This window comes from Granulicella pectinivorans, assembly GCF_900114625.1.
Lineage (GTDB): Bacteria > Acidobacteriota > Terriglobia > Terriglobales > Acidobacteriaceae > Edaphobacter > Edaphobacter pectinivorans.
This window is the reverse complement of record NZ_FOZL01000001.1, coordinates 3,718,806-3,742,261: the sequence shown is the minus strand read 5'-3', so window position 1 is coordinate 3,742,261 and position 23,456 is coordinate 3,718,806. Positions and strand designations below refer to the sequence as shown.

The following is a 23,456-nucleotide window of genomic DNA, read 5'->3' as shown; positions in this document are numbered from 1 at the left end:
AATGGTCACCGGGTTTGACTCGCTTGAGCCCCGTGGACGAGTTCGGCTGGGGGATGCGAATTGAAATTTGGAGAGGTCTGACACGCATGCCCACAATCTTTGCAAAGAAGTCGATGGAAGCACTGATGGAGGAGTCCCATGAACATGGGTCGCACTCCCTGGAACGCTCGCTGGGGCCATTTGCGCTGACGGCGCTTGGCATCGGCGCGGTGATCGGTGCGGGCATCTTTGTATTGAGCGGACTGGGCGCGCAGACGGCAGGGCCGGCTTTGATGCTGGCGTTTGTGCTGTCGGGGCTTGGCTGCGCGTTCGCTGGGCTCTGTTACGCAGAGTTCGCGGCGATGATTCCGCTGGCGGGGTCGGCCTACACGTATGCGTATGCGACGCTGGGTGAGCTGTTTGCGTGGATCATCGGCTGGGATCTGACGCTGGAGTACGCGATGGGCGCGAGCACGGTGAGCTCGGGCTGGTCGAACACCTTTGTGGAGTTCCTGGCAATCTTCCATCTGAAGTTTCCGCTTTGGCTGGCGTACGACCACTGGACGGGATTGAAGAAGGCCTACGAGATCGTGGCGCGGCAGGAGTTGATGGCGGCGCATCCGGATTTCGTTTCCGGAACGAAGGTTTTCAGCGATGCCTTGAGCGCGCTGATGTCGCATCCTTCGCCGGCGTTGACTGCTGCAGCCCATGCCTTGCTGAATGCACCGAAGATCGGTGGCGTGGAGATTGGGTTCAACCTGCCGGCGTTTCTGATTGCTCTGGTGATTACCGCAGTGCTGGTGATCGGGATCAAGGAGTCGGCGAACTTCAACGCGGGCATCGTAGTGCTGAAGGTTGCCGTGGTGCTGTTCGTGCTGGGGCTTGGTTCGCACTATGTGAACAGGGCGAACTGGGGACAGGACTGGCACACGTTTGCTCCGTTCGGTGTCGGCGGGATCGGGCTTGCGGCGGGGTTGGTGTTCTTCTCGTATATCGGGTTCGACGCGGTCTCGACTACGGCTCAGGAGGCGAAGAATCCGCAGCGGGATATGCCGATCGGCATGATTCTCTCGCTGGCGATCTGTACGCTGCTTTATATCGGCGTGGCGGCGGTGCTGACGGGCATGGTGTACTGGCCGCAGGTGAACGTCGAGGCCCCGATTGTGCGGGCGTTCCTCGATCGCGGATTGAATACGGCGGCGAATGTGGTGACGATCGGCTCGCTGGCCGGTTTGACGTCGGTGATGCTCGTGATGCTGCTTGGACAGAGCCGAGTGCTGTACTCGATGGCCAAGGATGGGCTGCTGCCGCGTGGGTTCTTCGGGGATGTCCATCCTCGTTTCAGGACACCGTGGAAGGGGACGATTCTGGCCGGAATGCTGGCAGCGGTGGTGGGATCGGTGACGCCGATCGATGATATCGGCAAGATGGTGAATATCGGCACGCTGTTCGCGTTTGTGATCGTGTGCATCTCGGTGATCGTGTTGCGGCGGAAGGATCCGAACCGGCATCGTCCGTTCCGTACGCCGTTTGTGCCGGCGATTCCGATTCTGGGGATCCTGTTCAACGGCTACATGATGTATGAACTGGGCAGGGCGAACTGGATTCGTCTGATCGTCTGGCTGCTGATTGGGCTTTGCGTTTACTTCGGATATAGCCGGAAGCATAGCCGGGTACAGCAGGGCCTTACGAAGAGTTTTGAGTAGAAGAAGGCGCCGATAACCAGGCAAACGCCCGGGATTCCCGGGCGTTTGCCTTTGTTGGCTGCTACCGTCTGTCTGAGCCGCAAAAGGCGCGTGATAAACTCCGGCAAATAGACCCAAGCGATAAGATGCGTGTCATTCTGCGCTCTCCCCTGAGTGCAACCACCCTTGGGTATCTTTCACATCCCCATCCATGCAGGAGATCGATTGTTGGTGTCTTTTCCTTCGCTCCGTCGAATCACCGCCAGTGGTGCTTACCTGCCCGAGATCGACGGTCTCCGATTCATGGCGATCTTCGCGGTGCTGGTGTTTCACGTCCTTCTGTTATCCCAAACTTATATGGGATACTATGCGCTGCCTTCGAATGCCTTTGCGCACTTCACCTACGACTTGATGCTGAATGGACGCTATGGCGTTCCGGTATTTTTCGCCATCAGCGGCTTTATTCTCGGCCTTCCGTTTGCGAAGCAGTATCTCAACGGCGGCAAGAAAATCGGCTTTGGACCCTATCTGATGCGTCGGGTCACGCGTCTCGAACCCCCCTATATCTTGAGCCTCTTGATTCGCACTGGCCCGGTGATGGCGGCAAAGGGCTATACCTTCCTGTGGATTTTGCCGCATCTTCTGGCTAGCATTTTTTATCTGGATATGGCCATCTATCGGGATTACCCGGTGGTGCAGCTTGTTGCATGGTCGCTTGAGATCGAAATTCAGTTCTATCTGTTGATCTTCCTTCTTGCCCCTCTGCTCTTCCGCGCCAAAGCGACGCTGCGCCGTTGCGTTTTCGTTTTCGCGCTGTTTCTTCCGGGTACCGTGCAGTACTACCTGTGGAACTACACAGGTCTGTCGCATCATGATCTTTTCTTCTATTCGATTGGGGTCTGGATTCAATTCTTCCTGGCGGGGATGCTTGTCGCCGACATTTTCGTGACGGACCTTGGCCGGATTCCATCCACGTGGCTTTGGGATGTCTTGAGTGCTGTCGTGTGGATCGTCTTCTTCATCGTTCCGGACGGTGGCTCTCAGGTTTTCGGACCGGCTATGCTCGTTCTTCTGCTGCTTGGAGCATTCAAAGGGAAGGTCTTCCGGTGGTTTTATAGCCTGAGCCCTATTTCGATCATAGGTGGCATGTGCTATAGCATTTACCTTACGCACTCGCTGGTCCTGCAAGCTCTCGCTTTCGCTTACTATAAGATGGCGCCACGCGATCCAAGCTATCTTCGATTTGTAGTATCGATCCTGATCTTCATCCCGCTTCTTATTGCGGCAGGCGCAGTCTTTTTCGTGCTGATCGAGAGGCCTTGCATGGATAGGAGATGGCCGCAGAAATTGCTAGCTTTCCTTTCCGGCAAGAGGGAAGCTCCGAAGAAGCAGGCTGTCACCGTAGATGCCTCCCTTCCGCGTTGATCGCATTCACACAAGAAAGGCTACCCTGGGAAACGGGTAGCCTTTCTTGTTTCGTTCGCGACTCTAAGAGACCTAGTGGCTCAACTTCTGGCCGGTGATGCGGCTGGAGGGCTGATCGCTGGCTACCGAGCCGTCGCGGATGGTGATGACGCGGTGTGCATATTCGGCGATGTCAGGCTCGTGGGTGACGACGACGATGGTGTTGCCCTTGGCGTGGAGGGTGTCGAAGAGACCCATGATCTCGACGGACGTTTTGGAGTCGAGATTTCCGGTGGGTTCGTCGGCGAGGATGATGGAGGGTGAGTTTACCAAGGCGCGCGCGATGGCGACGCGCTGGCGCTGACCGCCGGAGAGTTCGTTGGGCTTGTGCATCATGCGGGAGCCTAGATTGACCGACTCGAGCACGGCCCTGGCGCGTGCGGTGCGCTCGGCTGCTGGTGTGCCGTTGTAGATAAGAGGGAGCTCGACGTTGTGGAGGCTGGTGGCGCGGGCGAGGAGGTTGAAGGTCTGGAAGACAAAGCCGATCTCTTTGTTGCGGATGCGGGCGAGTTCGTCGTCGTTGAGCTTGGAGACGTCGTGTCCGTTGAGCCAGTAGCTGCCCTTGGAGGGCGAGTCCAGACAACCGATGAGGTTCATCAGGGTCGACTTGCCGGAGCCCGAGGGGCCCATGATGGCGACGTACTCGCCGTGCTTGATGCGCAGATTGACGCCGCGGAGGGCGTTGACCTGCTGGTCGCCCATGACGTAGGTCTTCCAGAGATTGCTGGTGACGATGACGTCGCCGGGGTGGGGGCCGTCGGCGTTGGGGAACTCGGTGGTGGGCTGTACGGGTGCTAGGGTTTCGATGGCCATCCGGGTCTCCGGGTATTTCGATGCTGCGGGTTGCGGTTCGGGTTCTGCAGTCAGAACCATATCCCTGGGCTAAAGCCCGTTTTTTTGCGGTTCGAAGTGTCCGGGCCGAAGCCCGGACGTATCCTGAGAAGCAAACGCGAAGGCAAGAGAAGGTCTCCTTCGGGGATGAGAAGCAAAAACAGAGCCTGAGGCTAAGACGTCGGGGTCGCTTCGACGGAGTTGTCGATTTTGACATGGGTCCCGCTCTTCAGATTGCGCAGAACCTTGTAGCGCCCGGTGACGATCTCGTCGCCAGGTTTGAGGCCGGAGACGACTTCGATGTCCGTCGCGCCGGTGATGCCGGTGGTGACGGGAACGAAGTTGACGCGGAGCTTCTTGTTGACGGTGTTGAGGACGTAGACGCCCTGGATAAGTTTGGGCTTGGCGGTGTTGCCGCCGGTTGACGCCTGCGTCGCCGCGGGCTTGCCGAGGTGCTTGAACAACTCCGCTTCGGCTACGGGATCGCGCTGGACGAGCGATTGAATGGGGATGGTGAGGGCATCGGGCTTGTGCGCGGTGGTGATCTTGGCGGTAGTGGAGAGGCCGGGGCGAAGATCGTCCTGATTGGCGACGCCGTCGATGGTGACGACGACCTTGAAGTCCTTGGCCTCTTCGGTGCCGGTGGTGGACTGGCTGGTGGCGACGCCGGTGGTGCGGAGGAGGGCCTGGTCACCGACCTGGGTGACATGGCCTTTGAAGGTGCGGCCGGGGAGAGCGTCGACGGTGATGTCGGCGGTCTGTCCTATCTCCACGTTGACGATGTCGGTCTCGTCGACCTTGACCTCGGCGGTGATGACGGACATGTCAGCGAGGGTCATGAGGGTGGAGCCTTCGGCGTTTTGGATGCCGACGACCATGGTCTCCCCCTCGCGCACGGGGACGTTGGTGACGAGGCCATCAAAGGGGGCGCGGGAGATGGTCTTGTCGAGGGCGTCGTAGTTGGCGCGCTGCGAGGCAACGGCCTGGTTGACGTGTCCGCGCTGGGAGTCGGTCTGGGCCTTGGCCTGGGCGAGCGCGGCCTGGCGCTGCTGCAGAGTCGCGGCGGAGACGTCGAGCGCAGCCTTCTTGGCGTCGTAGTCCTGCTTGGCGATGAGCTTGTCTTCGTAGAGGGCCTTGGCGCGGCCGTAGTCGAACTTCTTCTGCTCGAGATCGGCCTGGGCCTGCGCGATATTCGCCTGGGCGGTCTGTTCGGCGGCGATGTAGGAGCTGACGTCGGTTCTGGAGGCGGCGATGGTCGCGTTCTGGGCGGCGACGGTGGCCTGGGGCTGAACGCTCTCCACAGTGGCGAGGACGTCGTTCTTCTTGACGTGGTCACCCTCTTTGACGTTGAGGTGGGTGATGCGTCCGAAGGCGGTGGCACCGATGTTGACATAGGTCTTTGGCTTGATCTGGCCTGTGCCGCTGACGATGGAGACGAGGTCCTGTTTCGTGGCCTTACCGGTGGCGACGGGCGTGACGCTGCCCTGGTTGCTGACGGCGGTGCCAATGCCGATGCCGATGAGGACCAGAACGACGACAACGATGATGATGATTTTCTTTGTGCTCATGAGCCTTTTCTTTTCGATTCTCGGGTCGGATAAGGGGTGCAGGTTGGATCGCTGTCAGCAACGGGTACGCAAGGCATTGTCTTCGGGTTCCCGGTGTTGGACGCTTTTCGGGGCGCGACCGCTCTTTTTTATGTTTGGGCCGCTTTCGTTTCGCGCGAAATGCGGTCCTACACGTATCCGTTGGTTTGGCAGAATGATATCAGGGCAGATGCGCTTCGTGGATTCCAGTTCTTGTCTTCGGGTTGCTTGCCCACTACAATCAAGGTTGCACTCTGGAGCATCGCGGCCACTATGAGAATTTCAGTACGTCCCCAGTTTTATTCGTTCCTGCTCCTCCCGTTTTTGAGCTTTGCTGCGGTGTCTGCGCTTGGCCAGGACGCTACGACGACGCCGCCTCCCGCGAATGGCGTCGCGAAGGGTCCGGTGGTGGTAGAGCACCCCGACCCGCTGAAGACCCGCATCTCGGATAAGAAGCGGTTCGAGCAGCAGAAGAGCCTGAAGGCTGAGTTGAAGGGCGGTTACAAGAAGTGGGTTGACGAAGACGTCCGCTGGATTATCTCGGACGAGGAGCTGGCGGCATTCAAGCAGCTCTCGAACGATGAGGAGCGTGACCAGTTCATCGAGCAGTTCTGGCTGCGGAGAAACCCGAACCCGGATTCGCCTGAGAACGAGTATCGCGAGCAGCATTATCAGCGCATCGCGTACGCCGACGAGCACTTTGCCGCAGGTAAGCCGGGCTGGCGCACGGATCGCGGACATATCTATATCGCATACGGCAAGCCGGATAACATCGATTCGCACCCGAGCGGCGGACAATATGAGCGTCCGATGGATGAGGGCGGCGGATCGACGTCGACGTTCCCGTTCGAGATCTGGCACTACCGCTATATCGAGGGTATCGGCGACAACATTGACATTGAGTTTGTGGACTCCTGCATGTGCGGCGACTACCACGCGACGATCGACCGGTCGGAGAAGGATGCTCTGAAGAACGTTCCGGGCGCGGGCGCAACGATGTCCGAGCAGATGGGGCAGTCGACCAAGGCGGATCGTTTCTCGAGCGGTGGCCTGGAGCAATTGGGCAAGGGACCGGGCACGGAAGGAAACCAGAGCAAGCAGTTCGACCGGTTGGACCGGTACGCGAAGCTGATGGCTCCCCCGCCGATCAAGTTCAAGGATCTCGAGGCGTTCATGGCGACCGGAAAGATTCTGACCGGGCCTCCGTTCCTGTTCGATGTGCGCACGGACTACGTCCGCGTGACGAACGAGACGGTACTGGTGCCGCTGACGCTGCAGATTCGCAACAAGGACATTACCTTCAGCAACAAGGACGGCGTGGCGATGGGCACCGTCAACATCCTTGGCCGCGTGTCGAACCTGAACCACAAGGTGGTGCAGACGTTTGAAGAGTCGGTAGGCGTGCAGGTGCCGAGCGAGCTGTTGGCTCGCAAGCAGAACGACATGTCGGTGTACTGGAAGGCACTGCCGCTGCGCCCGGGGCTGTACAAGATCGACATCGTGATCAAGGATGTGAACAATCCGGACCACATTGGTACGTGGCGCCGGAGTGTGAACGTTCCGAAGTACGATGACGATCATCTAGCCGCTTCGTCGCTGATCCTGGCCGATCAGATGGAACGGGTTCCTTCGCGGGATATCGGTGCGGGTAACTTCGTCATCGGAGATACGAAGATCCGGCCGCGGGTTCCGAATGCGATTGCGGCTCCGGTGACGTTCCATCGCGGACAGAGTCTGAACTTCTGGATGCAGGTGTATAACCTGGGCATCGATGAGAAGAGCAAGCAGAACGGTGCGACGGTCAACTACGAGATCACGGATATGGCGACCAACAAGGCCATCGTCGTGAGCCAGGAGTTGACGAACAAGCTGAGTCCGAACGCGGATCAGTTGACGATCGAGAAGAGCATGCCTCTGGCGAGCCTGCAACCGGGCAAGTACCAGGTGAGCATCAAGGTCAATGATGGAGTGTCGAAGCAGCAGATTGCAGAATCGGCTCCATTTATTGTCGATTAGAACTTTTCAGCAGGGGAGCCGCCTGTTATTGTGGGTGTCTCCCCTGACTGAACGAAGATGCGGTGAGCGAGCGCGGATGGTATGGCGATAAGCGGCCGCTGGGCAGGCAAAACCTCTTCCGTGAAACCCTGCTTGGGGCTTCGGAGAGATTTCTGGAGTGGGCCGGTACGACGCCTTCGGTGCCTGACTGTGCATAAGATCCGGATTGAATTCGTTGTGGCCGCACTGCTGTGGATGACAGCGGGATCGGGCTGGGCTGCGAGCTCAGACGCCGCCGTCTCGGGTGTGGTGCGGGATGCGCAGGGTGTGGCGCAGATGGGGGCGCTGGTCCAAATTCTGGGATCCGACGCTACGCTGGTGCGGACGGCCTATACCGATTTAAGCGGACATTACCGTGTGGAGAATCTGCTGCCTGGGCGTTATCAGGTGAGGGCAACGCTTGCCTTATTTACTCCGGCGATTCGCAGTAACCTGCGCCTGCCAGTTGGAGCGCGGGCGGTCGTTGACCTGACGCTAAGTACGGTCTTTCAATCGACGAGTTGGCTGCCTGCAGAGCGCAGGCGGGCGGATGAGCCTTCCGACGATTGGAAGTGGACGCTGCGATCGGCGGCGAACCGGCCGATTCTGCGCATGATCGATGATGACGGTCAGATTCTTGTCGTTTCCTCTTCGGCGACCGAGGCTCACAAGCCGGCGCAGCATGTGAGCGCTGCAGTGACGAGCGGGGACGGTGGTTTTGGGCTCGGCGGGGTGCATCACAAGTTCTCTGTCGATACGGCTTTCGAAGATGGTTCAGATATCGTGTTGCGGGGCGATCTGGGGAGCGAGCTGAGTGCGACGGGCCGGGCTCCGACGGCGGATTTCGATGCGGGATACGAGCGGAAGATCGGCTTCGACGGCGCGGCGCGGGTGGTGATGAACGTCCAGTCTCATCCGGAGATGCGCAGCACCGGGGGGGCTGCGGGGCTGGGCTCGATCCGGCTTGCTACGGCGCAGAAGACGAAGCTGGGCGACCTGCTGGATGTGGAGTATGGCTCGTCGGTCACGGCGATTCGCGTCTCGGGTGTGGGGATGGCGACGATGCCGTTTATGCGCATGACCGTTCACCCGGTCGAGAACTGGTCTGTCGGATACAGGATGGCGACGTCGCGGGAGTTGCAATCGTATGAGGCGCTCGATGCGCTGCAGGGAGAGACTCCCGTGGCTGCGATGGCGAACGGGCGGCTGGCGATCGAGAAGGGAATGCACAACGAGTTCGCGATCAGCAGGACGGACGGCCGGGGGCTGGTGCAGGTGGCTTTTTACCATGACGCGATCCATAACGCGGGGATCGCCGGTACGGGGATTCTGAGCCCCGACGATCTGCAGAGGCCTGGGGTGCAGGGGCTTCTGATCGATACGATGACCGACAGCTTCCGCCTGTTGAGCAACGCGTATTCGGCCCAGGGTGTGAGGGTGACGATTTCGGAGCCGATCACGCAAGGGCTTTCCGTGGCGTTTGCGGCCAGTTCAGGTGCAGCCTTGTCTACACGGGACTGCGCCACGACCCTACAGGCGGCCAGCGAAGGCATGCGTGTTCGGCAGGGGCAGACGGCCACCATTGCTCTGAAGGGGCGTGTGGCGGGCACAGGGACTAAAATACGGGCTGCGTACCGGTGGCAGCCACGGAGCATGGTGACTTCGGTGGATGCGTACGCTCCGTTCAGCGACCAGAGCTTCCTGAGCTTCTACCTGTCGCAGCCGCTGCGGTTCGGGGGAGTGCTCCCGACTGGGCTGAATGCAGTGGTCGATGTGACGAACCTTCTGGAGCAGGGATACCAGCCGCTGATCTCGAAGGATGGTCGTACGGTGTTTCTGGCGCAGTCTCCCAGGGTCATTCAGGCTGGGCTCTCTTACACCTTCTAATCTGGCGTTGTTTTCTCCGTTGGGGACCTCTGTCTGTCCATGCAGACTGTGACGAGGAGTTTCTACCGGTTGTGCGGGTGCCACGCAATCAAGCCAAGGACAAAGGCAGAATCTTCTGGATTCTGCCTTTGCTTTTGACGGCCGATGGATCACCCATACATCGGCTTTGGAGGTTCTGCCATGCGCCGCGCAGGGCCAAGGGGCATGCTGGAGGGGTAGCTTTGCCTTGGCTGTGGCCGAACGGCTGCAAGCCGCTGCGAGGCCTCACGCCGGATCTCGAGTTGTGTGATCTTCTCCGATACTGCCATGCTGATGAAAAAGTTGAGAGATGTGCCTTCTTCCAATGCCAGTTTCATGGCCTGCTCCCGGACGGAGAGGGGAAGGCGGAGAAGGAAGCTTTGCTTACGCTTGATCATGTCGTTCATGTTGCCTCGCTCTTGGATTGCTCAGGGGTGGAAGCGATATTTGAATAGATGGAACTGAGTTCCGTCCGCTGTGATTATGATCACAACCTTAAGCGCTGTGGAATTGATCGGCGTTGATCAAGATCAAGAAAAGCAGAATTTTATGTTTTGGACACCCTTTGGTCACATTGTCCGCGGGCGAACCGCAATGGGGCCAGACCGTGATGCTGACGCAAAAGGAAAGTCCCAGCGGTGGGCTGGGACTTTCGTGCAACAGGTGAAACAGATTTGATGGTGGACGCGGTAGGGATCGAACCTACGACCAGTCGATTAAGAGTCGAATGCTCTACCAACTGAGCTACGCGTCCATTTTGGGTTTTTTGAGGTAGCCGGCTTGCTTCATTGCCTCGCTGCACTCGTCCAACGCACTTTTTCAAAGTTATCACACTCGCCCTGATTTATGAAGCCCGGACGAGTGTTTCCTGTGGATTTATCCGACGAAATCGACGTTTGCCTTGTGAGGGATGATGCCCTTCTCAAAGCCCATGTCGAGGAGCTTGCGGATGGCTTCTCGGCCGTCTTCGCCGTAGCTGAGCGTGCGCTCGTTGACGTACATGCCGACGAAGCGGTTGGCTGTTGCGGTGTCGAGGTCGCGGGCGAACTGCATCGCGTAGGCAAGCGCCGGCTCACGGTTGTCGAGGGCGAGTTGGATGGAGTCGTGCAGGGCCTTGGTGGTGATCTCCATGGTCTCCTGGCCGAGCTTGCGGCGTATGGCGTTGCCGCCGAGGGGAAGGGGGAGACCGGTCTGCTCACGCCACCAGACGCCCAGGTCGAGGAGCTTGACGAGGCCGTCGTTGGCGTAGGTGAGTTGCCCCTCATGGATGATGAGGCCGGCATCGTACTTGCCTGCGACGACGTCGGGGATGATCTGGTCGAAGGGAACCGTGACCGTCTCGTAGTCGGGGTAGTAGAGCTTCAGAGCGAGGTAGGCGGTCGTCAGCGTGCCCGGGACGGCCAGGGTCTTCTTCTTGGTCTCTTCGAGCGTGATGCGCCGTGGTGCGACGATCATGGGGCCATAGTTCTCGCCGACAGATCCACCGCAGGCCATCAGGGTGTAGTTGTCCTGGAGGTAGGGGTAGGCGTGAAAGCTGATGGCGGTGACGTCGTAGAATGCCTCGTTGATGGCCTTGTGGTTCAGCGTTTCAATGTCGGTGAGTACGTGGGTGAACTTGTAGCCGGGGACGCGGACCTTGCCGGTGGCGAGGCCATAGAACATGAAGGCGTCATCGGAGTCGGGGCTGTGGGCGATGCTGATCTCTTGGATTTCAGTGTTCAGGGTGCTCATGGGTACTGTTTTCTCGAATTTCTGGGTGAAGGCTGGTTCAGTTTTGGCGCGGACGTTCGACGCGGGTTAGGAAAGATGCGTTAGGAGCGCGAAAGGGTGCGACCGGCGGAGTAAAGACCCGCGGCCGCGGCGACCTTGATGACTTCTCCGGGCAGGAAGGGGACCACGCCCATATGCATGGCGGTGGTGGTGGAGAGGTGAAGATAGCTGGCGAGCCAGGTGGCTCCGACGAGGAAGAAGAAGGCTGCGCCGACGGTTCCGGCGACCGCAGCGGAGGCGTAGCGGAGGGTCGCAGAGGCATCCACGCGGGGCGACTTGCGGGCCAGGGTGACGATGGCTCCGGCTGCTGCCGCGGCGAGGGGATAGGAGAAGAGGTATCCACCATTGGTGCCGAAGAGCTGCAGGAGGCCTCCGGGACCGGCGGGGCTGAAGACAGGCAGGCCGGATGCTCCTTCGATGAGGTACAGGACCATGGCAGAGAAGGCGACGACAGGGCCCAGTGAGAGTCCCACAAGGAGGACGCCGAAGGTGACGAGCGAGAGCGGTACGGGCGTGAAGGGAAGAGGAACGGCAAGGCGCGCGCAGACGGCAACGAAGGCCGAGCCCGCAACAGCGAGGAGGGCCTGTCCCGCAAGGGTCTCGTGGAATGGCTTGGCGGGCGAGAGGACGACGGTCTGGGAGGCTGCGGAGTTCATGGTGTTCCTTTCAGTGCGGCACCGGATCTGGCTTGGTGGATAGCCGGGTCAGGCCTGTTTGATATTAGACCGGTTGGGAGTGGCGCGGTTGGCCGGTTCGGGATCGTTAAGATCGCCGAGATCCTTATTGAAGTAAGCCCAGTCCAAGCGGTCGGAGACGCGTGGAGGTGCGGGTTTGCGCGGCGGACGGCGCACCCCGTGAATCGGGAGATCGTGCGTCTGGAGTTCCCCTGCTACTGCAGGGGTGACTGTCGGCGGCGTGACGGGAGAGATAAAAGGCCGCGTCTGGACCGGAGTCTGGATTTGATTCTGGGTGGGATGGAGCTTGAACTCGCGGGGATCGAAGAACTCAAAGGGACGAGCCGGGGCGGGCGCGGAGGGAGGGGCCGTGCTTTCGGGCTCCAGGAAGGGACGCTCTCCGGTTGATGGTTTGCGGGCTGGGGGAAGCGGGGCTTCGTCGACGGGCTGGCTGAGCCGGACGTGTCGAGCGACGGAGAGTGCGGCCCACAGCAGAGCGGAGAAGGCCAGGATCGAGATGGCGTAAAGAATTCCCATCGGCAAACAGAAGAATACCAAGTGCTGGGCGTTCTTGCACTGGAATCGTCGCAGGCATGTAGAAGCTTGATTCCCGGATGCTATTGCCGATTGACGATGAAGAGCGGGGGAAGTGTACTGGGATTGTGAACCACCAAGAAAACTCGGTGATGCGTGGGCGGTCGTTTCAGACGCTGAGCAGGCTTGCGCTCAAGCTTTGGGCGCAGCGGACAAAGCTGGCTACCGGAGCGGCGGCTGTGTTGGCCGTGACGATGGGGTATCACGTTGTTTTTGGGCACAATGGGCTGATCGTTTATAGCCAGAAGAAGGAAGAGGCGCGGCGGCTGGGCGCGCAACTGGACGACCTCCGGCGCGAGAACGGGCAGTTGAAGGATCATACGCAGCGGCTGGAGAGCGATCCCAACGCGATCGAGCATCAGGCTCGGGAAGAGCTGCACTACACCAGGCCGGGTGAGGTGATTTACACGCTTCCGCCGGATCCGGCGAAGTCTTCTTCGGCGGGAACGACTACAAAACAGTAGGTCGGGTTTCCATCCCATCACATCCTTTCAATGCTTTTTCGAATGCGCCATCCGTTTGGGAATGACCCGCGTTCTCTAAGCATGCAGACTTCCAATGTGTTGGAGAGGACTCCGCCGGAGGCGGACCACAGGATCCACTATGGAACCGGTGCGCTGCAATTCGGTGACCTTTTTTTGCCGAAGAATCTACCTTTCGGGGTTCGTGTGCCGTTGGTGGTGTTTGTCCATGGTGGGTGGTGGCGGTCGGAGTACGACCTGGCGCACGCAGGGCACCTTTGCGCTGCTTTGAAGGAGCAGGGATATGCTGTTTGGTCGATTGAATACCGGCGTGTGGGGTACACGGGGGGTGGGTGGCCTACTACGTTTCAGGATGTAGCGGCAGGTTTCGACTTCTGCCGGGAACTGGCGGTGAGCTATCCGCTGGACATGGAGCGGGTGGTGGCAATGGGACATTCCGCTGGGGGGCACCTGGCATTCTGGTTGGCGGGAAGACACCATGTTCCGCATGACTCCCCGGTTGGAGGCATTGTTCCTTTGGTGGGATTGCGTGGCGTGGTTTCGCTGGCCGGTGCGGTGGATCTCCGGTTGACGTGCGATCTGGCGGGGTACTTTACGTTTGCGCATGACAAGACGGAGGTCTATACGCTGATGGGCGGGTCTCCGAAGCAGTTGCCGGACCGGTATCGCGGGGGCAATCCGGGGGAGCTGCTTCCGTTCGGGGTGCCTCAGGTCTTGCTGCAAGGGAGTAATGACCAGCAGATGCCGCCGGAGTTGCCGGCACGATGGGCGGAGCAGGCCCGCCGGCAGGGAGATCGTGTGACGGTGACGATCATTCCGGGAGCGGATCACTTCGACCTGATCGATCCGCTGAGCAAGGCGTGGCCCGTGGTGCTGGGTGGGGTGAAGCGGGCGATGTTGTAGCCTCGATGTTGAGGTGTCTGCGTGCATATTGAGATGGAGAAGGCTACAGCCCGTGAGACGTATAACCTGCTGATCGGGCTCGTCGCTCCGCGGCCGATTGCGCTGGTGACGAGCATGGATGAGGAGGGCCGGCTGAATGCCGCCCCATACAGCTCCTACAACTACCTTTGCACGGACCCGCCGATCATCGGGATGGGTGTGATGAACCGGCCGGGGACTTGGTCGGGGAAGGATACGGCGCAGAATATCCGGCGGACGGGCGAGTTTGTGGTGAATGTCGTCACGGAAGACCTGCTGGACGCGATGAATGTGTGTGCGACGGACTTCCCGCAGGGCGTGAACGAAGTGGAGATGGCTGGGCTGACGACGACGCCGTCGAGCCTGGTGAAGGTTCCGCGGATCGCGGAGGCGCATGCGGCGCTGGAGTGCGTTGAGTTTCAGACGATCGAGATTGGAAAGAGCCGGATTGTGATGGGGCGGGTCGTAGGGATGTACATCGAGGACCGGTTCATGGATGGGCACGGGCATGTGCTGGCGAAGGATCTGCATGCCGTTGGGAGGATGAATGGGCTGGGTGCCTATGTGAAGACGCGGGATGCGTTTGTCGAGGTGCCGCGGATTCCTTACTCGGAGTGGGAGAAGGGGAAGCGGTAGTACCTCCCCCCCCTGGGTTTTGGCGTAAAGTCTTCAAACGGTTGAAGTTAGCGCTGGACTTTCCTGCAAGGTATTGAAAAGAAAGGATTTCCGTTTGTAAAGTATTGATTGCGCAGGAGTTATTGCACTCACGCGTGGGGGAAGATGTGTTCTCTTATCAGCTTTGAGCTACGAGCTTTCGGCTATGCGGCGGATGGTGGCCCAGGTTTGAGCGATGTCGCCGGCTTCGGTGGGGAGGGCCCCAATGGAGATGCGGACCATCCATCGTCCGTCAAGAGTGGCCGGGGTGAGGTAAGCCTCGCCGGACTCGTTGACGGCTTGCGCCCATGCTTTGGTATGGGTATCGAGCGCTTCGCCGGTGAGGCCATCGGGTTCGTGGCGGATGCAGACGGTCTGGAGAGGGACGGGGGCGACGACGCGCCAGTTGGGGGTGGCGGCGACCACGGCGGCCAGGGTCTGGGCGTTGGCGAGGTCGCGGCGGAGACGGGACTGCAGGCCTGATACTCCTTGTTCGCGGAGGATGAACCAGAGCTTGAGGGCACGGAAGCGGCGGCCAAGCGGGATGCCCCAGTCGCGGAGGTTGCGGACCTGGCCGTCGACCGAGGATTGGAGGAAGCTGGGGTTAGTGCTCATGACGCGGACGAGGTGCTCGGGGTCGCGGACGAAGTAGAGGGAGCAGTCGAAGGGGACGCCGAGCCACTTGTGGGCGTTGAGGACGAGGGAGTCGGCTTGCTCGATGCCGGACCACATCCAGCGGCACTCGGGGAGGATCATGGCGGAGCCGGCCATGGCGGCGTCGACGTGGAGCCAGAGGTTGTGTTGGCTGGCGAGGTCGGCGATGGCCTGGACGGGATCGATGGCGGTGGTGGCGGTGGTCCCGGTGGTGGCTACGATGGCGCAGGGGAGGAGATTGGCGGCCAGGTCGGCTTCGATCATGGAGGCCAGGGCTGCGGGGCGCATGGCGAGGTCGGCGTCGGTCGGAACGAGGCGGATGTTGTCGCGGCCGAAGCCGGCGAGGAGGGCAGCTTTGTCGACGGAGGAGTGGCTCTGGGCGGAGACGTAGATGATGAGGGGCTTGGGCTCGGCTTGCAGGCCACCACGGGCGAGGGCGTAGTTCGTGATGCGCTCGCGGGCGGTGATGAGGGCAACGAGGGTGCTTGTTGAAGCGGTGTCCTGGATGACGCCGTGCCAGTTGATGGAGAGGCCGACCATCTGGCGGACCCAGTCTAAGGTCACGTCTTCGATCTCTGTGATGGCTGGAGAGGACTGCCAGGCGAGGCCGAGGACGCCGAGGCCGGTGGAGGCGAGGTCGCCGAGGACGCCCGCGAGGAGGCCGTTCGAGGGGAAGTAGCCGAAGAAGCGGGGGTGCTGCCAGTGACTGAGGCCGGGGAGGACTACGGTGTCGAGGTCGGCTAGGATTTGCTCGAAGGGCTCCGGGTCTTGTGGGGGGGATGTGGGGAGTTGGTTGGTGATTTCTTTGGGTTTCGTCGCGGCCATGACGGGGCGGCCGGCGAGGGTGGCGCGGTAGTCGGCGATCCAGTCGATGAGTTGGTGGCCGTGGATGCGGAACTCTTCGGGGGTCATGGGGTGATGCTAGTGGATGGAGATATGGAGGGCAATTGAAGAAAGGTGGTTGGAGGTACTTCCAGAGGCTGGACTGGGTGCCTGCTATATTTGGACACTGTATGGAGAAACCGAATCTTGACCTCCTGCGCACCATCGCTGTGACGCTGGTTGTGGCCGATCACGTGCTGGTCTACAAGGGGTTGAAAGGTTACAACATCGGTCTTTTTGGGGTGTACATCTTTTTTGTCCATACCTGTTTGGTGTTGATGTGGTCTTTGGAGCGCAATCCCCATACTTTGAACTTCTACATCCGTCGGATCTTCCGCATTTACCCCTTTGCGATGCTGATCATTTTGGCGACTTTTCTTCTTGGTTTCCCGCCTGACCGTGGCGACGAAGTGAATTATATTCCCCTGGTCCGTGGGAGCCTGAAGGGGCTTTTTGAAAACCTCGCTCTGATACAGAACCTCCGTGGTGGCCGTTCGATTGCCGGTGTGACCTGGAGCCTGCCCATGGAGCTTGACATGTATGTCTTCCTGCCCATGCTCTTCGCGTTTACGGCGCGCGAACTCGCGATTTGGCCCCTCCTCATCATGTGGGTGTTGTCAGTTTCTCTACTCAACGGGATGTATCCCGGGCAGCAGGGGAATTTTTTTGCCGTGCTGATCCCGGACTTTCTTCCCGGCGTGATCGCGTACGTTGGCTTCCGCCTTCGCAGGCCGATTCTCCCTGCTGCATTGCTTCCTTTGCTGGTTGCCGTGCTGTGCTGCGTTTTCGTGCTGTTTCCCAAACATCGTGTCGATTGGTGGACTTCTTTAGCCCTGGGTCTTAGCCTTCCGTTCTTTCATCAGATACGATATGGGGCTGTCCAAAAGATAAGCAAGATCGTTGCGAAGTACTCTTACGGTGTCTACCTTACGCACCCATTCGGAATTTTCTTTGGGATTCATCTGCTGAAAGGCTATTCGGCCTGGCTTCAGATTCCGGTCCTTCTCGCGAGTGTTGCGATCATGTCCTTCGCCGGTTACCATCTCATCGAAGAACCGTTCATCAACATGGGGAAGCGCATGGCGTTCAGGCTGGAGCGGCGTGCCGGGGTCGACGATCTGGATGCGCGCACGTAATCCTGGTTCATCGGGACGGATCAGGAGAGGTATTGCTTGAGCCAGGGGTCGGGGGAGTGGACGAGCTCCTGGGTGCTGCCTTCGAAGACGATTTTTCCCTCGTTTAGGACGAGAAAGCGGGTGCTGGGGTCGATGCCTCCGTTGGGGATCGGCTCCATCTTGTTCTCTTCGAAGTTCCACTGGTGGGTGGCGAGCGTGAAGGCGTCCTGGAGGCGGTGCGTGATGAGCAGGGCGGTGGTGTGGGAGACGTCGCGCTGCTTGACGACCAGCTCGACGATGGTGGTCGAGGTGATGGGGTCGAGGCCGCCGGTGGGCGAGTCGTAGAGGATGAGGTCGGGTTTGGTGATGATGGCGCGGGCGATGGAGACGCGGCGACGCATACCGCCGGAGAGCTCGGAGGGAAACTTCGCGATGGCACCGGGCAGGGCAACGAAGTTCAGGACCTCTTCGACGCGCTTGTGGGATTCCTCAAGGGGGACGCGTCCTTCGTTGAGCCGGTAGGCCACGTTGTCCTCCACATTCAGCGAGTCGAAGAGCGCGGACTCCTGGAAGACCATGCCGATGCGGGCGCGGAGCTTGAACCGGTCGCGCTCGCGCATGGCGACGATGTCTTCGCCGAAGACGTGGATGGAGCCACTGTCGGGCTGGAGGAGGCCGTCGACGAGCTTGAGGAGTACAGACTTGCCGGTGCCGGCGGGGCCGAGGATGATGAGCTGCTGGCCGCGCTCGACGCTGAAGGAGAGATCATCGAGGACGGGCTTGCCAGAATCGAACGTGATGGAGACGTTCTTGAAGGCGACGACGGGTCCACGGCGCTCGTCGGTGGTGGGCTCGGGTTGGGGGACGGTTGTGGTGGCCATATCGGGGTAAAGAACAAGCAAAGGAAGAAGCAGATCCCCTTCGGGGATGACAACCAAGCAAAGCGACAAGCGAAGAGCAGAAAACTAACGACCGAAGATGCCGATCATGGCGCGGCTAACGAGGAAGTCGACCACGATGATGAAGACGGAGGAGACGACTACGGCCTGGGTGGTGGCTCGGCCTACGCCCTGCGTGCCTCCCTTGGTGTTCATGCCGAAGTAGCAGCCTACGGTGGAGATGATGAATCCGGAGAAGAGCGGCTTGGTGAGTCCCTGGACGACGTCGGCGTATTCGAGCGATCGGTAGGAGTTGTGGAAGTAAGAGCTGGCGTTCAGGCCGAGGAGAGTGACCGAGACGAGCGCTCCGCCGGCGATGCCGACTGCGTCCGACAGGATGGTAAGGAAGAAGAGCATGAAGACGGTCGCGGAGATGCGCGGCGTGACCAGCTTGCGGATGGGGTCGGTGCCCAGGGCACGCATGGCGTCGATCTGCTCAGTCACCTTCATGGAGCCAATCTCGGAGGCCATGCCGGAGGCGTTGCGGCCGGAGACCATGAGGCCGGTGAGAACGGGGCCGAGCTCCTTGACCATGGAGAGTGCGACGAGGGAGCCGGTCATCGAGACGGCGCCGAAGGCCTGCAGAGAGGTGGCGGACTGGAGCGCGAGCACGCATCCGGTGAAGAATCCCGTGAGCACTACGATGGGCAGCGATCCGAATCCAATCGAGTCCATCTGGGTGAAGATGTCGGCCCAGTAACGGGGTTTCGAGAATAGGTTCGCGACTGCGCGGCCGGACAGGATGGAGTAATCCTGGATGGCACCGATCTTGTCTTTGGCAAAGGCCTCTGGGCTAACAAATGGCATCAGGTTTATGGCTCACTGTATCAGATGCAGATGGAGCGAAATCGTTCCTCGAATGGATGAGGATTGTTGGGAAGTGAGAAGATAACAGGGTGATAACGGAGATGACAGCGGCGGTACTGCATGGGAAGGAAGACCTGCGCCTGGAGCAGGTGGCGATGCCGGTAGCCGGTCCGGGCGAGGTCATCGTGCGTGTTGGCGCGGCTTTGACATGCGGAACGGACCTGAAGGTCTACCGCCGAGGCTACCACGCGGCGATGGGGAAGCCCCCGATGCTGTTTGGGCATGAACTCGCAGGGACGATTGTCGAGTTGGGTTCGGGGGTGACAGCTTTTTCGTTGGGAGACAGGGTGAATCCGCTGAACTCGGCTCCGTGCGACGCGTGCTACTTCTGTCTGCACGGGCAGGAGAATCTCTGCGAGGACCTTCTGTTCAACAACGGGGCCTATGCGGAGTATGCGCGGATTCCAGCCCGGATTGTGGACAAGAATATGCTGCGTGTGCCGGACGACGTTCCGTTTGAACATGCTGCTTTGACGGAGCCACTGGCCTGTGCGGTGCGTGGATTTGAAGAAACAGGGGCGAAGTCCGGGGATTCGATGATTGTGATCGGCGCTGGACCGCTTGGGTTGATGCTGATGCATGTCGCGGAGATCGCGGGCGTCGATGTGATCGCGGTCGTGAAGCGGGCGGACCAGGTGGAGGTGGCGAAGGTTTTTGGCGCACGCCAGGTGGTGAGGGTGGACGAGCATGACGACGTCGTCGCGGCGGCTCGCGCGCTGACTCCAGGTGGGCGTGGCGCAGATGTCGTGATCGAGGCCGTGGCGGTGCCGCAGACGTGGGAGTGGGCGGTCGATATGGTGCGGAAGGGTGGCGTGGTGAACTTCTTCGGAGGGCCGCCGTCGGGGACGAAGGTGCAACTCGATACGAATCGGCTGCATTATGGGGACATTACGCTGAAGGCCAGTTTCCATCACACGCCGGCGACGTGCCGGAGGGCATTCGGGCTGGTGACGAGCGGCAGGTTCAAGTGCGCGGAGTACATTACGGGACGGATCGGGCTGGATGGCGTGCCGGCGGAGTTTCCGCGGATGATGGCGCGTGTGAGCGGCGTGCGGGATATCAAGACGGCGGTATTTCCGGGTGGGGTGCGATGATCGAGGCGGCTGTGGACCATAGTTTGAAGCAGGGGCCCAAGGCCTATTGGACGCCCGACGAGAGGCCAACGCTCGATGAGGCGAACGCGTGGTGCAAGGCGCTGACGGGCTCGCACTACGAGAACTTTCATGTGGCGACGTTTTTTCTCCCGAAAGAGGTGAGGCCGCACTTTGAGAGCATCTACGCGTATTGCCGGGTTGCGGACGACCTTGGTGACGAGGTTGCCGATACGGAGACGGCCAAGGGGCTGCTGACGGCCTTCGGCGAGATGCTGAACGAGTGCTACGACGCGCCGGAGCGGTCGATGCATCCGATCTTCGTGGCGCTGCGGGAGACGGTGGTCGCGTGCGATTTGCCTCGGGAGCCGTTTCTCGACCTGCTGGTGGCTTTCCAGATGGACCAGGTGAAGACCACCTATCACAATATGGGCGAGCTGATGGAGTACTCGCGCTACTCGGCCAACCCGGTGGGGCGGCTGGTGCTCATGGTGTGCGGGTATCGCGAGGAGACGCTTGCACTGCTGTCGGACAAGGTGTGCACGGCGTTGCAGTTGGCGAACTTCTGGCAGGACGTGGTCGAGGATGCGGAGCGCGGACGGCGGTATCTACCCGGCGAAGTGATGGAGCGGTGCGGCGTGGACGAGGGGCAGATCCTGGGGCGCGTGTTTACCGGGGAGTTTGCGCTGATGATGCAGAGCCTGGTGGCGGAGACGCGGGCCATGTTGGCCGAGGGTGGGGTCATCTCGCAGCATGTGGATGGTGAGCTGCGCGTGACGCTGGACCTGTTCCGCAAGGGCGGCGAGGCGATCCTCGATGGGATCGAAGCGCAGGGGTACGATGTGCTGCGCGGGCGCCCTGTGGTGACGAAGGCGAAGAAGGCGATGCTGCTGGCTGGGGCTCTGTGGGCCAAGTTCTGGGCTGGAGGCAAGCGGTGACCGTAGAGGCAGCGTACGCAGCGTGCAGGGTGATCGCCAAACGTGAGGCGAAGAACTTCTATTACTCGTTCCGGGTGCTTCCGCAGGCCAAGAGCGACGCGATGTGCGCGGTGTATGCGTTTATGCGCAAGGCGGATGATCTTGCCGATGATGAGGCGATCACGCTGGAGGCCCGGCGTGTGGCGATGGCGGCTTGGCTGGGGGCGTGGCGTGCGGCTCGCTCGGGTGGGGCGACCGACGATCCGGTGTTTATCGCGCTGAGCGATGCGCAGACGCGGTTCGCGATCTCGGACGAGTTGCTGGAGGATCTGGTGCGTGGAACGACGCTGGATCTCGAGGCAGAGCAGGAGGGCGTCGCCGGAATCGGCGTGACTTCTGCGGACGAGGGCGTAACGACGTACCAGGTATATGAGACCTTCGAGGGGCTCTATCGTTACTGCTACCTGGTGGCTTCAGTGGTTGGGCTAGTTTGTATCAAAGTATTTGGGTATTCGGATCCAGCGGCGGAGAAGCTGGCCGAAGAGACCGGGATTGCGTTTCAACTCACGAACATCCTGCGCGATGTGAAGGAGGATGCCGAGCGGGGAAGGGTGTATCTGCCGCTGGACGACATGAAGAAGGCTGGAGCAGACGTCGAGCAGATTGTCATCGCGACGGAGCAGGGCATTGTGGGGCGTGGGGTGAAGTTCCTGGTGCGGTGCGAGGGGGAGAGGGCGAAGGAGTACTACAAGTCCGCCGAGGCGCTGCTGCCGATGATCGATGCCGACAGCCGCGCGGCGCTTTGGGTGATGGTGACGATCTACCGGAAGTTGCTGGAGAAGATTGCTGCGAAGGGATATCCGGTGAGCGAGCGGGTGAGTCTGCCTACGGTGCAGAAGCTGTGGATCCTGGCGCAGGGCGCGAGGATGGCGCGGCGGCTGAAGGGGGCTCGTTGAGCGGGCGGGAGATCATTGTCGTTGGGGCGGGTGTGTCCGGTTTGAATGCCGCGAGCGCCCTGGTGAAGGCGGGAGAGCGCGTGACGCTGCTGGAGCGCCGCGAGTTCGTGGGCGGGCGAGCTTACTCGTACAAGCATCCGGCGCTCGAGGAGACGGTCGACTCGCAGCATGTGTTGCTTGGCTGCTGCACCAACCTGATCGACTTCTGTCATGACGCCGGACTCGATGGAAAGATTCGCTGGTACGACGAGCAGACCTTTCTGGAGCCGGGCGGGCGGGCCAGTACGATTGCGTTGAGCGGCTTGCCGGCTCCGCTGCACTATGCGGCGAGCTTCGCGAAGGCGAGTATGCTGACGCTGGCGGATAAGGCTTCGATTGCACGTGGCTTGCTGGGTTTCGCGCGAGGCAATCATGAGCCGGATGCCGGGTCGATCGCGGATTGGTACAAGCGGACGGGGCAGACGGCGGGGGCGATCCGGCACTTCTGGGAGCCGATCGTGCTGGCTACGCTGAATGACTCGTCCGACAACTGCTCCATGAAGTATGGCGGCAAGGTTTTCTACGAGCTGTTTCTGAAGACGGCATACGGCGGTAAGTTAGGGATTCCTACCGTTCCGCTGAGTGAGTTCTATGGCGCCGGCGTGGCGCGCATCGAGGCACAGGGGGGGCGGGTGGAGCTCGGGACCAGCGTGGAGGGCCTGACGCAGGGGCCGGATGGTCGCTGGGTAATCGCCGCGGGAGCGAAGACTTTTGTTGCGGATGACGTCGTGCTGGCGCTGCCGTTCGAACAGACGACAAAGCTGGTTCGCGGCATGTCGTTGCAGGGTGGCGAGGAGGTGCGGACGGAGCTGCTGGAGACGATGGGGCGCTTTGTGCATGCGCCGTTTATCTCCATTCTGCTTTGGTACGATCGGGAGATCACGACGCTCGACCATGCGTGGTTATTGGATACGACGATCCAGTGGTTCTTTCACAAGTCCCGGATTCGCGGGACGGGTGGAGGGAGTTATGTCGAACTGGTAATCGCCGGATCGAAGACGGAGCTGCCCATGAGCCGTGCGGAGATTCTGGAGCCTGCACTGGTGGAGCTGGCGCGGTTTTTCCCCGGGGTGCGGGAGGCGAAGCTGCTGAAGAGCGGCATCCTGAAGGAAGCACGGGCGACATTTTCGGTGACTCCGGGGCTGGATGCGGTGCGGCCTGGCCAGAGGACCGGGTTGGATGGGTTCTACCTGGCGGGGGATTGGACAGCTACGGACTGGCCTTCCACGATGGAGGGGGCGGCGCGGAGCGGAAGGCTGGCTGCGGGGGAAGTCGTCGGCGAACGCGATCGGTTTCTGATGGCGGAGCCGGATGCGGAAGGGTTCATGCGTCTGTTCGCGTAGTCAGCGGCATGCTTCTGTCCCAAAGCTGCGGGGGGTTTGCGGTTGATGCCAATAATTAAATTTTTCTACGCAACT

At 60.5% G+C, this 23,456-nt stretch carries 21 protein-coding genes and 1 tRNA gene; 12 read left to right on the top strand and 10 right to left on the bottom strand.

The genetic code is table 11. The features are described from left to right. Positions 1-86: 86 nt before the first annotated feature. Together BM400_RS14900 and BM400_RS14895 are read left to right on the top strand one after the other, a co-directional pair. Entirely contained in the window at positions 87-1,685 is a 1,599-nt protein-coding gene (locus BM400_RS14900; protein WP_089840175.1) for an amino acid permease, read from the top strand. Between the two features lie 210 nt (positions 1,686-1,895). Further along, complete coding sequence (locus BM400_RS14895; RefSeq protein ID WP_141223951.1) at positions 1,896-3,089, top strand: acyltransferase family protein; 1,194 nt, start codon at positions 1,896-1,898, stop codon at positions 3,087-3,089. A 72-nt stretch (positions 3,090-3,161) separates the two neighbouring features. Here the strand turns inward: BM400_RS14895 and BM400_RS14890 are convergent, their stop codons facing one another. Continuing rightward, complete coding sequence (locus BM400_RS14890) at positions 3,162-3,941, bottom strand: ABC transporter ATP-binding protein (protein WP_089840170.1); 780 nt, start codon at positions 3,939-3,941, stop codon at positions 3,162-3,164. Between the two features lie 191 nt (positions 3,942-4,132). Further along, positions 4,133-5,527: an efflux RND transporter periplasmic adaptor subunit gene (locus tag BM400_RS14885; protein ID WP_089840167.1), complete on the bottom strand. Its 1,395-nt coding sequence runs from the start codon at positions 5,525-5,527 to the stop codon at positions 4,133-4,135. Positions 5,528-5,818: 291 nt separating this feature from the next. Here BM400_RS14885 and BM400_RS14880 point away from each other — a divergent pair, with 291 nt between their 5' ends. Together BM400_RS14880 and BM400_RS14875 are read left to right on the top strand one after the other, a co-directional pair. Beyond that, complete coding sequence (locus BM400_RS14880) at positions 5,819-7,561, top strand: GWxTD domain-containing protein (protein ID WP_089841974.1); 1,743 nt, start codon at positions 5,819-5,821, stop codon at positions 7,559-7,561. Positions 7,562-7,750: 189 nt separating this feature from the next. Beyond that, entirely contained in the window at positions 7,751-9,466 is a 1,716-nt protein-coding gene (locus tag BM400_RS14875; RefSeq protein ID WP_175529044.1) for a carboxypeptidase-like regulatory domain-containing protein, read from the top strand. Between the two features lie 149 nt (positions 9,467-9,615). Here BM400_RS14875 and BM400_RS14870 read toward each other — a convergent pair whose 3' ends face one another. The 5 genes from BM400_RS14870 to BM400_RS14845 all read right to left on the bottom strand — a co-directional run bounded on the left by BM400_RS14870 (position 9,616) and on the right by BM400_RS14845 (position 12,465). Next, positions 9,616-9,891, bottom strand: coding sequence for a hypothetical protein (locus tag BM400_RS14870; protein ID WP_089840163.1), 276 nt, complete (start codon positions 9,889-9,891; stop codon positions 9,616-9,618). A gap of 271 nt (positions 9,892-10,162) precedes the next feature. Then, positions 10,163-10,238: transfer RNA gene (locus BM400_RS14860), tRNA-Lys, on the bottom strand. A gap of 122 nt (positions 10,239-10,360) precedes the next feature. Next, a complete protein-coding gene (locus BM400_RS14855) occupies positions 10,361-11,215 on the bottom strand; it encodes a menaquinone biosynthesis family protein (protein ID WP_089840159.1) in 855 nt (284 codons plus the stop codon). Positions 11,216-11,295: 80 nt separating this feature from the next. Then, positions 11,296-11,910 carry a biotin transporter BioY gene (locus BM400_RS14850; RefSeq protein ID WP_089840157.1) on the bottom strand — a complete coding sequence of 205 codons (615 nt, stop codon included), beginning with the start codon at positions 11,908-11,910 and terminating at the stop codon, positions 11,296-11,298. A 48-nt stretch (positions 11,911-11,958) separates the two neighbouring features. Next, on the bottom strand, positions 11,959-12,465 hold the full coding sequence (locus BM400_RS14845; protein ID WP_089840155.1) for a hypothetical protein: 507 nt from the start codon (positions 12,463-12,465) through the stop codon (positions 11,959-11,961). Between the two features lie 125 nt (positions 12,466-12,590). On the opposite strand from BM400_RS14845, the gene BM400_RS14840 reads away from it, so the two are divergent. The 3 genes from BM400_RS14840 (at position 12,591) to BM400_RS14830 (ending at position 14,561) form a co-directional block, all read left to right on the top strand. Beyond that, positions 12,591-12,986 carry an FtsB family cell division protein gene (locus BM400_RS14840; RefSeq protein ID WP_245781886.1) on the top strand — a complete coding sequence of 132 codons (396 nt, stop codon included), beginning with the start codon at positions 12,591-12,593 and terminating at the stop codon, positions 12,984-12,986. Positions 12,987-13,067: 81 nt separating this feature from the next. Beyond that, positions 13,068-13,907 carry an alpha/beta hydrolase gene (locus tag BM400_RS14835; RefSeq protein WP_089840153.1) on the top strand — a complete coding sequence of 280 codons (840 nt, stop codon included), beginning with the start codon at positions 13,068-13,070 and terminating at the stop codon, positions 13,905-13,907. A 21-nt stretch (positions 13,908-13,928) separates the two neighbouring features. After that, entirely contained in the window at positions 13,929-14,561 is a 633-nt protein-coding gene (locus BM400_RS14830; RefSeq protein ID WP_245781885.1) for a flavin reductase family protein, read from the top strand. Positions 14,562-14,729: 168 nt separating this feature from the next. Here BM400_RS14830 and BM400_RS14825 read toward each other — a convergent pair whose 3' ends face one another. After that, positions 14,730-16,145 (bottom strand): pyridoxal phosphate-dependent decarboxylase family protein, encoded by a 1,416-nt coding sequence (locus BM400_RS14825; RefSeq protein WP_089840149.1) that lies wholly within the window; start codon positions 16,143-16,145, stop codon positions 14,730-14,732. A 101-nt stretch (positions 16,146-16,246) separates the two neighbouring features. On the opposite strand from BM400_RS14825, the gene BM400_RS14820 reads away from it, so the two are divergent. Then, positions 16,247-17,251, top strand: coding sequence for an acyltransferase family protein (locus BM400_RS14820; protein WP_089840146.1), 1,005 nt, complete (start codon positions 16,247-16,249; stop codon positions 17,249-17,251). Between the two features lie 20 nt (positions 17,252-17,271). Here the strand turns inward: BM400_RS14820 and BM400_RS14815 are convergent, their stop codons facing one another. Continuing rightward, the gene (locus BM400_RS14815) at positions 17,272-18,111 is read right to left on the bottom strand and encodes an ABC transporter ATP-binding protein (protein WP_089840144.1); all 840 of its coding nucleotides are present in this window, start codon (positions 18,109-18,111) and stop codon (positions 17,272-17,274) included. Positions 18,112-18,195: 84 nt separating this feature from the next. After that, positions 18,196-18,975 carry an MlaE family ABC transporter permease gene (locus BM400_RS14810; RefSeq protein WP_089840141.1) on the bottom strand — a complete coding sequence of 260 codons (780 nt, stop codon included), beginning with the start codon at positions 18,973-18,975 and terminating at the stop codon, positions 18,196-18,198. Positions 18,976-19,076: 101 nt separating this feature from the next. Between BM400_RS14810 and BM400_RS14805 the strand changes: the two genes are divergently transcribed. The 4 genes from BM400_RS14805 to hpnE are packed head-to-tail and all read left to right on the top strand — an operon-like array spanning position 19,077 to position 23,381. Beyond that, complete coding sequence (locus BM400_RS14805) at positions 19,077-20,129, top strand: zinc-dependent alcohol dehydrogenase (protein ID WP_089840140.1); 1,053 nt, start codon at positions 19,077-19,079, stop codon at positions 20,127-20,129. Further along, positions 20,126-21,064, top strand: a complete 939-nt coding sequence (gene hpnC, locus BM400_RS14800; RefSeq protein ID WP_089840137.1) for a squalene synthase HpnC — start codon at positions 20,126-20,128, stop codon at positions 21,062-21,064. Before BM400_RS14805 ends, hpnC begins: the two co-directional genes overlap by 4 nt. Then, positions 21,061-21,999 carry a phytoene/squalene synthase family protein gene (locus tag BM400_RS14795; protein WP_089840135.1) on the top strand — a complete coding sequence of 313 codons (939 nt, stop codon included), beginning with the start codon at positions 21,061-21,063 and terminating at the stop codon, positions 21,997-21,999. The genes hpnC and BM400_RS14795 overlap by 4 nt, the downstream gene beginning before the upstream one ends. Then, positions 21,945-23,381 (top strand): hydroxysqualene dehydroxylase HpnE, encoded by a 1,437-nt coding sequence (gene hpnE / locus BM400_RS14790; RefSeq protein WP_281245506.1) that lies wholly within the window; start codon positions 21,945-21,947, stop codon positions 23,379-23,381. The genes BM400_RS14795 and hpnE overlap by 55 nt, the downstream gene beginning before the upstream one ends. Positions 23,382-23,456 lie beyond the last annotated feature (75 nt).

Bases quoted from the DNA above. Each gene is read 5' to 3' on its own strand.
- BM400_RS14900 (WP_089840175.1), top strand. From the start codon at position 87: ATGCCCACAATCTTTGCAAAGAAGTCGATGGAAGCACTGATGGAGGAG.
- BM400_RS14890 (WP_089840170.1), bottom strand. From the start codon at position 3,941: ATGGCCATCGAAACCCTAGCACCCGTACAGCCCACCACCGAGTTCCCC.
- BM400_RS14885 (WP_089840167.1), bottom strand. From the start codon at position 5,527: ATGAGCACAAAGAAAATCATCATCATCGTTGTCGTCGTTCTGGTCCTC.
- BM400_RS14880 (WP_089841974.1), top strand. From the start codon at position 5,819: ATGAGAATTTCAGTACGTCCCCAGTTTTATTCGTTCCTGCTCCTCCCG.
- BM400_RS14870 (WP_089840163.1), bottom strand. From the start codon at position 9,891: ATGAACGACATGATCAAGCGTAAGCAAAGCTTCCTTCTCCGCCTTCCC.
- BM400_RS14855 (WP_089840159.1), bottom strand. From the start codon at position 11,215: ATGAGCACCCTGAACACTGAAATCCAAGAGATCAGCATCGCCCACAGC.
- BM400_RS14850 (WP_089840157.1), bottom strand. From the start codon at position 11,910: ATGAACTCCGCAGCCTCCCAGACCGTCGTCCTCTCGCCCGCCAAGCCA.
- BM400_RS14845 (WP_089840155.1), bottom strand. From the start codon at position 12,465: ATGGGAATTCTTTACGCCATCTCGATCCTGGCCTTCTCCGCTCTGCTG.
- BM400_RS14835 (WP_089840153.1), top strand. From the start codon at position 13,068: ATGCAGACTTCCAATGTGTTGGAGAGGACTCCGCCGGAGGCGGACCAC.
- BM400_RS14825 (WP_089840149.1), bottom strand. From the start codon at position 16,145: ATGACCCCCGAAGAGTTCCGCATCCACGGCCACCAACTCATCGACTGG.
- BM400_RS14820 (WP_089840146.1), top strand. From the start codon at position 16,247: ATGGAGAAACCGAATCTTGACCTCCTGCGCACCATCGCTGTGACGCTG.
- BM400_RS14815 (WP_089840144.1), bottom strand. From the start codon at position 18,111: ATGGCCACCACAACCGTCCCCCAACCCGAGCCCACCACCGACGAGCGC.
- BM400_RS14810 (WP_089840141.1), bottom strand. From the start codon at position 18,975: ATGCCATTTGTTAGCCCAGAGGCCTTTGCCAAAGACAAGATCGGTGCC.
- BM400_RS14805 (WP_089840140.1), top strand. From the start codon at position 19,077: ATGACAGCGGCGGTACTGCATGGGAAGGAAGACCTGCGCCTGGAGCAG.
- hpnC (WP_089840137.1), top strand. From the start codon at position 20,126: ATGATCGAGGCGGCTGTGGACCATAGTTTGAAGCAGGGGCCCAAGGCC.